The 12,206-nt window shown below is 29.3% G+C and carries 9 protein-coding genes and 1 riboswitch; of the genes, 6 read left to right on the top strand and 3 right to left on the bottom strand.

The features are described from left to right. Positions 1 to 37: 37 nt before the first annotated feature. Genes B2S02_RS07925 through B2S02_RS07910 form a run of 4 tightly spaced genes read left to right on the top strand, consistent with a single transcriptional unit; the run spans position 38 to position 5,225 of the window. Entirely contained in the window at positions 38 to 2,365 is a 2,328-nt protein-coding gene (locus tag B2S02_RS07925) for an ABC transporter permease (RefSeq protein WP_346920508.1), read from the top strand. Between the two features lie 11 nt (positions 2,366 to 2,376). Next, positions 2,377 to 3,132: an ABC transporter ATP-binding protein gene (locus tag B2S02_RS07920; RefSeq protein ID WP_346893860.1), complete on the top strand. Its 756-nt coding sequence runs from the start codon at positions 2,377 to 2,379 to the stop codon at positions 3,130 to 3,132. 33 nt (positions 3,133 to 3,165) lie between these two features. Then, positions 3,166 to 3,852, top strand: a complete 687-nt coding sequence (locus B2S02_RS07915; protein WP_346920507.1) for a response regulator transcription factor — start codon at positions 3,166 to 3,168, stop codon at positions 3,850 to 3,852. Next, the gene (locus tag B2S02_RS07910) at positions 3,834 to 5,225 is read left to right on the top strand and encodes a HAMP domain-containing sensor histidine kinase (RefSeq protein WP_346920506.1); all 1,392 of its coding nucleotides are present in this window, start codon (positions 3,834 to 3,836) and stop codon (positions 5,223 to 5,225) included. The genes B2S02_RS07915 and B2S02_RS07910 overlap by 19 nt, the downstream gene beginning before the upstream one ends. 87 nt (positions 5,226 to 5,312) lie before the next feature. Here the strand turns inward: B2S02_RS07910 and B2S02_RS07905 are convergent, their stop codons facing one another. Together B2S02_RS07905 and B2S02_RS07900 are read right to left on the bottom strand one after the other, a co-directional pair. Next, positions 5,313 to 5,879: a DUF6143 family protein gene (locus tag B2S02_RS07905; protein ID WP_346920505.1), complete on the bottom strand. Its 567-nt coding sequence runs from the start codon at positions 5,877 to 5,879 to the stop codon at positions 5,313 to 5,315. Between the two features lie 251 nt (positions 5,880 to 6,130). Next, complete coding sequence (locus B2S02_RS07900) at positions 6,131 to 8,521, bottom strand: ABC transporter ATP-binding protein/permease (RefSeq protein ID WP_346920504.1); 2,391 nt, start codon at positions 8,519 to 8,521, stop codon at positions 6,131 to 6,133. A 170-nt stretch (positions 8,522 to 8,691) separates the two neighbouring features. Here B2S02_RS07900 and B2S02_RS07895 point away from each other — a divergent pair, with 170 nt between their 5' ends. Then, positions 8,692 to 9,366: a response regulator transcription factor gene (locus B2S02_RS07895; protein ID WP_346847275.1), complete on the top strand. Its 675-nt coding sequence runs from the start codon at positions 8,692 to 8,694 to the stop codon at positions 9,364 to 9,366. Next, the gene (locus B2S02_RS07890) at positions 9,363 to 10,655 is read left to right on the top strand and encodes a HAMP domain-containing sensor histidine kinase (protein ID WP_346878481.1); all 1,293 of its coding nucleotides are present in this window, start codon (positions 9,363 to 9,365) and stop codon (positions 10,653 to 10,655) included. The genes B2S02_RS07895 and B2S02_RS07890 overlap by 4 nt, the downstream gene beginning before the upstream one ends. A gap of 219 nt (positions 10,656 to 10,874) precedes the next feature. On the opposite strand, the gene B2S02_RS07885 is transcribed toward B2S02_RS07890, so the two are convergent. Further along, positions 10,875 to 11,420 (bottom strand): GNAT family N-acetyltransferase, encoded by a 546-nt coding sequence (locus tag B2S02_RS07885; RefSeq protein ID WP_346920503.1) that lies wholly within the window; start codon positions 11,418 to 11,420, stop codon positions 10,875 to 10,877. 467 nt (positions 11,421 to 11,887) lie between these two features. Continuing rightward, a riboswitch (cobalamin riboswitch) is annotated at positions 11,888 to 12,073 on the top strand. The last annotated feature ends 133 nt before the right edge of the window (positions 12,074 to 12,206 follow it).

The raw sequence follows: 12,206 nt of genomic DNA, 5'->3' as shown, positions 1-12,206 counted from the left end.
AAATTAATTAGTAATATAAAAGTATGGAGGGATGATGATGTGGAAAAAGAAAATTAAACAAAAAAAATTACAATTAATTTTAATAGCAATTATTTTAATGGTATCTTCATCTATATTTGCACTATCTATGAGCTTTACAAGTACAGTTTCAAAATATACTAATGATTATTATGAAGGAGAAAATATAAAGGATATTGTAGTTCAGACATATAATGAGGATGTTATTTCAAAAGTTGAAAGTTTTATTATGGAAGAAGAAACTAATGAAAAGGATATTAGAAAAACAAAGGGGTTAACGGTAGATAGACAAGTATTTTTAGGGGATGAAAACCTTGATTTGGGAATGGCAAATTTAATAATTTATGAGAGTATGAAAGCTCATCCATGGGATGTAGTTATAACAGAAGGAGAAAAAGTAACGACTCCAAGTAAAGGTACTATTTGGGTCTCAAATCTTTTAGCTGATTCTAAGAATTTAAAAATAGGAGATAAGTTAAAGATAAAAGATGGTGATGAATATAAATATTTAACTATATCAGCTTTAGTAAACGATTCAGTAGTTCCGAGTTCTGTTGTGGGCTATAATAATTTATATATAGGTAGTAATGATTATGATGACTTTAATGAACCTATTAAATCTGAATATATTGGTTATGATTCATCTAAAGAAGGAAACGATGCAACATCTGAATTAATTTCTTATATAGGTGATTCAATTGATGGAGTTATATATGATAAGTGGATTACAATATTTGCAGCAAATGCTGGAAGTCAAATTACAAGTGCAGTGGGGTTAAGTACAGCTATATTAATATTCATTGTATCTATTGTAATAATAAGATTTGTACTATGGAACAACATTTTAAAGGAGTATAAATCTATAGGTGTATATAAATCATTAGGATTTACCTCAAACCAGATACGTAATATATATTTAAAAAGCTTTGGAATAGTAGGAGTCATTGCAATAACCGCTGGAAGTTTCTTTAGTATTTGGTTTATAAATTATTTAGTAAAGATATCTATTAAATATATTGGAATATATGAAGGTGGTATAAATAATTTTAGCTTTATAGTTTTAACAATAATATTAATGAGTTTTGGTTTAATATCTAATATTTATCTTTTACTTAGAAGAATAAATAAAATAAAGCCTGTTGAGGCATTTAGAATAGGAGTTACTTCATCTAAAGAGAAATTTAGGAAGTCAATTATTAGAGATGCTTCATCACCAATGTCCATGGCTATAAATGATATTTTTAAATATAAAAAGCAAAATATAATTATAGTAACAGTTTTATCCCTTGTAATATATCTTTCAGTATTTTTAGTTAGTGTAAATTACTCAATGATTAATATGAAAGATAATGCATGGAATATGTTTGGATTACTTCAGGGAGATGTTACCTTAGATTTTCCAAGTGGAGAGGCGTCATATGATAAGGCTTTAGAAGAAATTAAGAGTGACCCGAGAGTCTTAGGCGTAAGAGCGTGCTCATTTGATGTAGGAAAGGTCGCTTATTTAGATGTATCAAGATACAATATAAAAAATGCTCAAGTTATTACTTATTTATATGATAACTATGACAATAACAATGGGTTTAATGTATCTATTAAAGAGGGAAGAAATCCTAAAAATAAAAATGAAATTGCATTGTCAGAACAAATTCTAAAAGATGCAAGTTTAGATATTGGAGATTATATTGATATAAAAATATTAGGTGAAGAGAGATCATTGCTCATCACTGGTAAATATATCGGCATGATGTCAAATAACTACAATATGAGAATGACTTTAGATGTAGTGCCTAAGGAAATTAGAAATAACCTTAATAACTTAAACATCAATATTACTTTAAAAGATAAAAATGATTATGAAGAGTTTAAAGAAGAATATAAACAAAAATATGAAGTATGTTCTATAGATACATGTCCAAGTTTGATTGCAACAGCAAGTAAGTCAGTTATTGAGATAGTTATACCAGTTACTACAATTATTCTTTTAGGAATATTACTATTCAGTATATTAAATATAGTAAATCTTATAATTATGAACAATACCGATAATAGAAGAAATAATGCTATTATAAAATCGCTAGGATTTTCAAATATTTATATTTTAAAGAGAACTTTATATAGAATTATGCTACTTATAGGTATTTCATCTTTGGTTGGATTTATTTTAAATGCTACTATATCTAAAAATTTATTTAAGCTTGCAATGATGGGAATAGATGGGTTGATGATTCCAAATGGTGAAGTTATAAGCACAATAGTATTTATTGGAATATTAACCATTGGCTCATCAATAATATCAATGTTTAGTATAAGAAAAATATCTACAGTGGAACTTATTGAAGAGTAGGGGGAGAAGAGATGGGAAGTATTATTAAAGCAAGTGGATTATGTAAATCATTTATTTTAGGAAAAACATCAAACAATGTATTAAAAAATATTAATTTAGATATATATGAAAGTGATTTTACTATAATAATGGGTAGTTCAGGTTCTGGAAAATCTACATTGTTATACTCTATTAGTACTATGGATAGCCCAAGTGCAGGTAGCGTTGAGCTTTTAGGAAAAGATATAACAAATATAGGTGAAAAAGAAGCTACAAGTATTAGAAATAAATATATATCCTTTGTTTTTCAAAGTATAAATTTACTTTATGATTTAACTATAAGAGAAAATATAACTTATTGTGGTTATCTAAACAATAAAGATAAGAAGAGCGTAAATAAAAAAACAGATGAATTATTGAATAGATTAGAGCTGAAAGATATTGAGAATAAATATCCTTCAGAAATATCAGGAGGACAACAGCAAAGAGTTGCAATTGCTAGAGCATTAATTAACAATCCTAAGATAATTTTTGGAGATGAGCCAACAGGAGCACTTAATTCTTCAACGGGAGCCAGGGTATTGGATATTCTTACAGAATTAAATGAAGAGGGACAATCCATAGTAATGGTAACCCATGATTTAAAAGCAGCCTCAAGAGCAAGTAGATTGATTTATTTAAAGGATGGAAGAATTGATGGTGATTTGTCTCTTGGAAGATATAATGAAAAAGATTCAGATAGTAGAGAAAAAAAGATATTTGAATTTATAAAAAGTAGGGGCTGGTAAAATAATGATATAATGGAAGTGGGGGTGAGTAGAATGCATGATAAAATCTTGGTAATTGAAGATGATAATGATTTAGGAAACTTAATAAAAGATTACTTAGAGATAGATGGGTTTAAGGTATTGATAGCTAATGATGGGTTAAAAGGTGTGGAACTGGCTAATGATCCTATGATAAAGCTCATTATTTTAGATATTATGCTCCCACTTTTAGATGGTGTTGAAGTTTGTAAAAGAATAAGGACGATATCGAAAATGCCAATACTTATGTTATCAGCTAAAAGTGGAGAGATGGATAAGATACTAACATTAGGAGTAGGGGCAGATGACTATATGACAAAACCTTTTTCTCCAATGGAATTAGTGGCAAGGGTGAAAGCTCATATAAGAAGGTATACTTCATTTTCTAGTGATACACTATCAGATGTAAAACAATTTGGTGATTTAATAGTAGACTCTAAGGCATATAAAGCTTTACTAAATAATAAGGAAATACCACTAACTTCTAAGGAATTTCAAATATTGGATTTTTTCACATCTAATCCTTCCCAAGTGTTTTCAAAGTCTCAGGTATATGAAAGTGTATGGGGTTACAGTGAATATATGGATGAAAATACTATAGCTGTGTACGTTAAAAGGTTAAGAGAGAAGCTTGGAGAATACGGTGAAAAGTCGATAAAGACAATATGGGGAGTAGGATATAAGTGGGAAGTAATAGAGTGAAGGATAATTACCTTGGTAAAAAAATTAGTATATTTACAGGGTTAACATATCTATTTGTTATATTATCAGTGGTATATTCTCTCCTAATTTTAAAGGAAGATATTAAAAAAGAAGATAAGTCTAATTTATTAAGAATAGAAACATCAAATCAAAGAGAATTGATTAAAGAAATGTTTAAAGAAAATAGCTATTACATGGAAAATGATTTTTATGATTATACAGTTATAAATTTAAAAGGGGAGGCTATCTTTTCTTCCATAGATGATTTTAATAAAGGAGAAAAGATAAATCTTGAAAATGAAATAGGTTATGATAATGCCTTTGACAATAGAAAGAATGGATTCATTAGATACAGTATACCTTTAGTTAATAATGATGTTCAAGAAGGGATTATAATTATAGATTTACCACAGAGTATATTAAAAAAGGAAAGCAAAAATGAGAAATTTATACCCCTGTGGATACTTTTATTTTTAATAGGAATATTAGCTTTTATGATAAATAGGTTTGTAAAAATAGATATAATAAAACCAATTAAAGAGCTCCATAGTAGTGCAAAAACCATACTAAATGGAAGCTATAAGTGTAAAGTAAACTACGATTATCATGGGGAGGTTGGAGAGTTTTGTCATGATTTTGAAGCTATGAGAGGTGAAATAATAGACTCAAAAGAAAAGGAAGAAAAGCTTAAAAGAAATGAAAAAGAATTATTAGCTTGTATTTCACATGATTTAAAAACTCCTCTTTCATCAATTTCAGGATATGTTGAAGGCATAAGAGATGGAATTACAAAGGATGAAGATGGTATAAAAAGATATTCAAACATTATATTGAAGAAATCTAAGGAACTTTCAAAATTAATAGATGATATATTAGAGCAATCGAAAACAGAGTTGAATGAAATGTCAATTGAAAGAAAAGAAATATACTCTGATGATTATCTAAAGGAAGTTTTAGGTGACTTATCTATTGATGTAGCTACTCATAATATGAAATTAGATGTTAAGGGACAATTGCCAAGGGCTTTGATTTCTATAGATATAATAAGAATAAATCAAGTTATAAATAATATTATTTCAAATTCAATAAAATACTCTAAATCAGGAGAAAAAATTGAGATATGGGTAGATGATGAGATAGATAAAATTACTGTAAATATTAAGGATTTTGGTAGTGGAATTAGCATTGATGATATACCATTTGTTTTTAATAAGTTTTATAGAGGTGAAAAGTATAGAAACACTAATATATCAGGTTCAGGGCTTGGTCTTTCTATATCTAAGTATATAGTAGAGAGTCATGGAGGAAATATAAAGTGTTCATCTTCTTTAGAATCTGGAACTACTATTAGTTTTACTATACTTAAAATATAATTAATAAAGGTGCTGTCACACCTCAGAATTTATTTTCTATTGTGTAGCAGCACCTTTTTTATCTTTTAATTTAATTATTAGTAGGATTTACTTTATCTTTTCTTCCCACCATCCAAATGCGACTCTACCTTGAGCAAGTTCATTTGGAGTTTCTGGGTTGGATAAGAAAATAATAAATGATCCTCCAGGAGGAAAAATAAATTTGCCTACTTCTTCGTCGGCAATTGTAACCTCTGGAAGGGCTCTTCTAACAAATGCCTTAACTCCACCTTTAGGTTCTCCTATAACATTGCTTGCTTTAAGTAACCTAATTCGTGGCTTTGGTAATGGGCAAAGAGCTGTATTAGCTGGAGTAACTAATTCTGATATCTCTGGACATCCAGGTGGATTTGAATTAAACCATATTTGCGCTCTTATTGGTGATTCTCCAATATTTGTGACAGTCCAGACATATACGTGTAGATTAACTCCTGAATAATAAGGATTTACTAATCCTGCCCATGCACTTTTACCTCTTCCAAAATTTAATTCATCTGCATAGCCTACAAAATATTTTCCTTGAAGTGAAAGATATAGAGGATATGGCATACTAGCTACTTGAGTTATTGGATTAGGTAAGATTATAGAGTCAGTACAATTTTTTGTGTTTTCCATTTTCATAATATCTCCTATTAAAAGTATAGATTTTTCATATTCTCCATACATAAGGTATAAGAATAAATCTGTATACTGTTAATATATGTTGTACGGATATAAGGGGTGTACAAGGAGTTGAAATTTAGTAAATCTGAGAATTTAAGATAGTGTTTAATATAAAATTTAATTATTAATTTCTAGATAACTATAGGAAATAAAAATGTCACATACTCTTTAAAATAAGGAGTATGTAACATTAAATTTATATATTATTCTGTACGTAATGATTCTACAGGATTTTTTCTTGCAGCCATTTTTGCTGGAATAGCACCACCCAGCAATGTTAAAGAAACACTTATAATTATAAGTATTATAGCATGAACTGGATTAAGTTTTGCTACACCTTCAAGGTCTGTTAAATTCTTAAGAACACTATTTATTGGAAATGTTAATAAGTATGATATTAATATTCCAAGTAATCCTGAACAAGAACCTATTATGAATGTTTCAGCATTGAATACACGGGTTATATCTTTCTTTCTTGCACCTAATGCTCTCAATACACCAATTTCCTTTGTTCTTTCTAATACAGAAATGTATGTTATTATCCCAATCATAATAAGGGATACAACAAGTGATATTGCGGCAAAGGCAATTAAAACAAGGGTTATTGAATCCATAATACCACCAGATAATTTTGTGAATGTAGCTGCTAAATCTGTATATATTATAGAGTCTTCAACAGCATTTCCATCATTCCATGAATTTAAGTAATTAAGTACCCTATCCTTGGTAGTAAAATCTTTAGGGTAAAGGGTAATAGCAAATGGTGTAGAAGTAGCACCTAATTGAGAAAGTACGTCATCTTTAGTAACATTAGGAGTAGTACTACTAGTTCCTCCCATTGGTGACATTGCAGCCATTGGATTAGTAGGCATACTAGTTCCAGCTGTGGCACCTCCAAAAGGCTTTCCAGTTAATACATTATAGTTAGAATCTTGCTGTACTTTAACAATTTCAGAGTTTTTAGCATTATCAATAAAATATTGTGATAATTCATCTGAATATGAAAGTCCTGGTGAAAGAATTTCTAGCTTTGAATTTTTGCTAGAACGAACTATACCAGCAATTTTAAGAGTAATAGCATTATCATTATTATAAATATCTATAAGATTGTCTGGAGTACCGTTTATTGTAAATATATTGCCCATCTGTTTGTAGTAATCATCATTTAAAGCTAATTTAAATTCCTTGTTTATAATATCATTAAAACTTACAGTATCTGATTCAGAATCTATACCTAAAGCTTCTAGCATAGAGTTGTCAAGTCTGTTATAGCTATCGACAATAAGAACAAGATCCGTTTTTTCTTTAGGATATGACCCAGCTAATAAATCATAATTGCTTTCAAGGTATCCTTTAGTATCTAAATTTAGACTATTGGGATATGATGAAAAGTTAATTAGGGATGTATTTACTGGAGTTGCAGTTTTGCCATCAGATTTCAAAAGATTCATATTAACAAGTCTTGTATAGGACATTCCAGAAAGCAGAGATGAATCAATATTTTCAATATACTCTATGTATTCATCAGTAAATACATTTGTGTGTTCAATACTATTTTTACTAGGGTCATAAGGATAAATGTAATCTACATCTGGAAATTGATTTTCATTTACGGAATTACTCACTGCTTCTTTGTGTTGCTCTCTCATTGCATCCATATCAACTTCGGCGGTTTTTTGATTAATCATTATTGGAAAACCAGATAATGTACTATTTTCAAATTCTCCAATTTGTTTATCGAATCCATTTGATAATGAAAGTATTAAGGCAATACCAATTATACCTATACTTGAGGCAAAAGCAGTAAGTGCTGTTCTCCATTTCTTTGTAGATATGTTTTTGCCAGATAGTTTTAAAGCAGTAAAGAAACTCATACTTGTTTTCTTAAGTTTATAATCAGCAGTATCTAAGTCATCATAAAATGGATTGCTATCAGATTTTATCTCACCATCTCTAAATTCAACAATTCTATCAGCATATTCATTAGCTAACTCTGGATTATGAGTTACCATAACAACAAGTTTATCCTTTGAAATTTCTTTAATAAGCTCCATAATCTGAATACTTGTATGAGTGTCCAAAGCCCCAGTAGGTTCATCTGCTAAAATTATATCAGGGTCATTAGCTAGAGCTCGAGCTATAGCAACTCTTTGCATTTGTCCTCCTGATAGTTGGTTTGGTTTTTTGTGAACATGGTCCTTTAGGCCAACCTTTTCTAACACCTCAAGAGCTTTCTTGTGCTTCTCTGTATTTGAAACTCCACTAAGGGTCATTCCCATTTCTACATTATCTACTATACTTAAGTGAGAAATTAGGTTGTAACTTTGAAAAATAAATCCAACACTATTATTTCTATAGGCATCCCAATCTGAGTCTTTAAAATTTTTTGTAGATTTACCATTGATAATTAAATCACCTTCATCATATTGGTCAAGACCACCTATAACATTTAAACATGTTGTTTTTCCAGAGCCACTCGGTCCAAGAATTGCAACAAATTCAGATTTTCTAAATTTTAGGCTTATTCCATCTAATGCAACTTGAGTAAATTCGCCTGTAGTATAACTTTTAAATATGTTTTTTAATTGTAACATTATGCTCCTCCTTTACGATTAACTTTTCTAATTGTAGAATCGTAATATGAACCTAATATGAATTATGGTCTAAAAGTATATTTTTATTTCTTTTTTATTTGTAAAGTTCATATTTAATTAACATAAAATAATTATTATATAAAGTAACATAATAAATTGAGGTGATAATATTGTTTAATATACTTGTTGTAGAGGATGATAAGAATTTAAGAAAACTTATATCTGCAACCTTAAAACAAAATGGATATAACTCATTAATGGCAGAGAATGGAGAAATAGCTCTTGATATTATGGATAAAGAGCATATTGATTTAGTAATATCTGATATAATGATGCCTAAGTTAGATGGTTACAATTTAGTGAAAGCTTTGAGAGACTCAGGATATAATATGCCAATACTTATGGTTACAGCTAAGGAAATGTTCGAAGATAAGAGAAAAGGATTTAATGTTGGCGTAGACGATTATATGGTAAAACCTATTGATATAAATGAAATGATATTAAGAGTTGGAGCACTTCTTAGAAGAGCTAAGATATCTAATGAACATAGACTATCTATAGGTGATATTATTTTAGATTATGATTCAATATCTGTAAGTCGACATGGAGACAGTGCTACCCTTCCTAAAAAAGAATTTTATTTATTATTTAAATTATTATCTTATCCTAACGTCATATTTACACGAAGACAGTTATTAGATGAAATATGGGGTATGGATAATGAAGTGGATGAGCGTACTGTAGATGTTCATATAAAAAGATTGAGAGAAAGATATGATAGTTGTACAGAATTTGAGATTGTTACAGTACGTGGTCTTGGATATAAGGCGGTTAAGAAGATATGAGAAAAAATCTAAGAGTTAAGTTTGTTGTAATTCTTCTATTGATGATGATTGTATCAGGAATTTGTTCCCTTATAATATCTGCATTAATGTTTAGTGGAAATATAGAGAAAGAATCAAAAAATGCCCAGAGGAAAGTAGTAGATACTATAATAGAACTATATGATAATACAGATTTTACTTTAAATAAAATTATAGAGTTAAGTAATAATGATAGATATGAAGTAATACTTATCAATGATTTGCATGAGTATGCTGGAACTGCTGATACGCTTCATGAGAGAGAATTTCTACAGATTAAAACCAAAAGACTTCCTATTATTAATACTATATTAAAGGTAGATGATAGGTATATAAAAATATCTAATTCATTTAATGAAAAAAGTGTGCATATACGTGCATTTTTTCTAACTATCACATCCTTAATTATATCTACTGTAATAGCTACCATAATATCAGGTATAGCATCAAAGCGAATCTTAAGGCCAATAAGAACTTTAAGTAAAGCTACTGAAGAGGTAGCAAAGGGAAACTTTAGTGTTAAAATAGGTATTCCTAAGGATTATGAATTTTCATTATTAGCAAAAAATTTTAACAAGATGGTTCATGAGCTTAGTAGTATAGAGACCTTAAGAAATGATTTTGTTAGTAACGTTTCCCACGAGATAAAAACACCCATTGCATCTATACAAGGCTTTGCAAAGTTAATTCAAGATAAAAACTTAGATGATGATGAGAGAAGTGAATTTACAGATATTATTATTAGTGAGTCATCAAGGCTTTCTAAGCTAACTTCAAATATATTAAAGCTTTCAAAGCTTGAAAATCAAGAGGTTATTACTGGAAAAGCAGAGTTTGCATTAGATGAACAGATTAGGTGTGCAATTCTTATAATGGAACCAGAGTGGAGTGAAAAGGGAATTGACTTAGATATAGACCTAGATAAAGTCAGTATTATAGGAAATGAGGATTTATTGCAGCAGGTATGGCTAAATATAATAGGAAATGCTATTAAGTTTACGGAGAAGGGTGGAACTATTGGTATCAAATTAATGGATTTGAAGGATAAAATAGTTATTAAGGTTTCAGATAATGGTGTTGGAATGAATGAAGAAACTCAAAGACATATTTTTGATAAGTTCTATCAAGGTGATAAATCCCATTTAAGCAAGGGAAATGGATTAGGATTATCACTTGTAAAACGAATAATTGAATTATGTGATGGTGAAATAAAGGTTAGGAGTAAGCTTTATTATGGTACGACTTTCACAATAGGACTACCTAAAAAATAATATTCTTAATAAATAGGATATTCCCATTTAGAGATTTAAAATTTTGCGAAGAGTAGATATGAAAAGTGAGGAAAGAAAAGAGTTGTAGTTGCAATAAAAATTTTATACCTTTATTGAACTATATAAAGATATAAGGAGCTGTCGCACTAATTTTTTAGTGTGACAGCTCCTTTACTTTAGACTTTACTGCACCTGTGAAATAAAGTTGGTAATGACACTTTACTTCATATTTATGGTCTTCCATTCATCTACAAGCATCCCATATTCATAGGTGTCTTTCCAGAGAGGATTACCATTTTCATCCTCAAAGAAATAGATATTTTGGAGACGGTGTCCTTCTCTTCTCATATCTACAGCTTCAAGCAGTTTCCAAGAAGATATGTTTCGGGGATCACAATTAGCAATTATACGTCTTGTACCTAGATTCTCAAAGGAATATTTCATAATAGCTTTTACACTTTCAGTAGCGTACCCTTTTCTATGATATTTGGAGTTAAATATATATCCAAGTTCCCAAGTCATAAAATCCTCTTTACTAAAATATAAATTGCCAATTACTTTTCCTGTACTCTTCAAGGAGACAGCCAAAAATGTATCACCCTTTGACCTGGATAGTGCTTCTTCTTTACAATCTTCCTCGGAGAAAGGCTTGTAGGGTTCAAATTTTAATACTTGCTCATCAGAAAAATACTCATGTAAATCTCTCCAGTCCTCAGGAGTAAAGTTACGAATTATTAATCTCTCAGTTTCAACTTTACAAATCATTTTTTTATACTCCATTTCATTCATTATTTATAATTAATTACTCAAACCTCGCACATGTAAATATAGCTTAACCCATTGATTTATCAAAGGTTTTGTGCTCAAATTTGCAGAGAATTCCTCTGGAAAATGATATGATGTAAATACCCAAAATACAATATATTAAATTTTTGGATGAATTATCTTATGAACAGTTTACCACAAAATAACCCAAAAAAATGATTTAATAAAATTCATTTTAAACTATATGAAGCAATTTAAAGTTATGTAGTCTCATTAAAAATCAAATTGCTATAAGCAGTTAAAAAAGTAGCTTAATTTTGCAATAATTATGCTTATTAAATTACTTCGATATTGATAGTGCAATGGTTGAAATACTTTTTGTGCTGCGAAGTTTGAGTTATTATGAAAACAAATAATTCGAATTATTTGACAAAATATATAAGTATATGTATTATATAGATATAAAATTACATATTGTGTTTTATGGTTGCATACGCAATAACAGGGAATGAGGTTAGAATCCTCAACAGCCCCCGCTACTGTAATAGCTACGAAACTCTTTAAAAGTCACTATGAAAATAATTCATGGGAAGGCAAGGAGAATTAGGTTTGAAGCTATAAGTCAGGAGACCTACCATAAAATAAAGTTTGCAATTTCGGTGGGAAATTAAAGCGGCAAAGATTATTAATAGATATCAAATGTATATTTTAGTATACATTTTTTATTCTGTGTATATGTGTGCTTAAAGTCCTAGAAATAGGACTTTTTTTATTTTCACTATTTAT

It is taken from the genome of Clostridium sp. UBA7339 (genome assembly GCF_002470865.1).
Lineage (GTDB): Bacteria > Bacillota > Clostridia > Clostridiales > Clostridiaceae > Clostridium_J > Clostridium_J sulfidigenes.
Note: the sequence above shows the minus strand (reverse complement) of the source record. Positions and strands in the feature narration are given on the sequence as shown.

Coding starts and splice junctions, on each gene's coding strand:
- B2S02_RS07920 (WP_346893860.1), top strand. CDS start 2,377: ATGGGAAGTATTATTAAAGCAAGTGGATTATGTAAATCATTTATTTTA.
- B2S02_RS07885 (WP_346920503.1), bottom strand. CDS start 11,420: ATGATTTGTAAAGTTGAAACTGAGAGATTAATAATTCGTAACTTTACT.
- B2S02_RS07890 (WP_346878481.1), top strand. CDS start 9,363: ATGAGAAAAAATCTAAGAGTTAAGTTTGTTGTAATTCTTCTATTGATG.
- B2S02_RS07900 (WP_346920504.1), bottom strand. CDS start 8,521: ATGTTACAATTAAAAAACATATTTAAAAGTTATACTACAGGCGAATTT.
- B2S02_RS07915 (WP_346920507.1), top strand. CDS start 3,166: ATGCATGATAAAATCTTGGTAATTGAAGATGATAATGATTTAGGAAAC.
- B2S02_RS07905 (WP_346920505.1), bottom strand. CDS start 5,879: ATGGAAAACACAAAAAATTGTACTGACTCTATAATCTTACCTAATCCA.
- B2S02_RS07925 (WP_346920508.1), top strand. CDS start 38: ATGTGGAAAAAGAAAATTAAACAAAAAAAATTACAATTAATTTTAATA.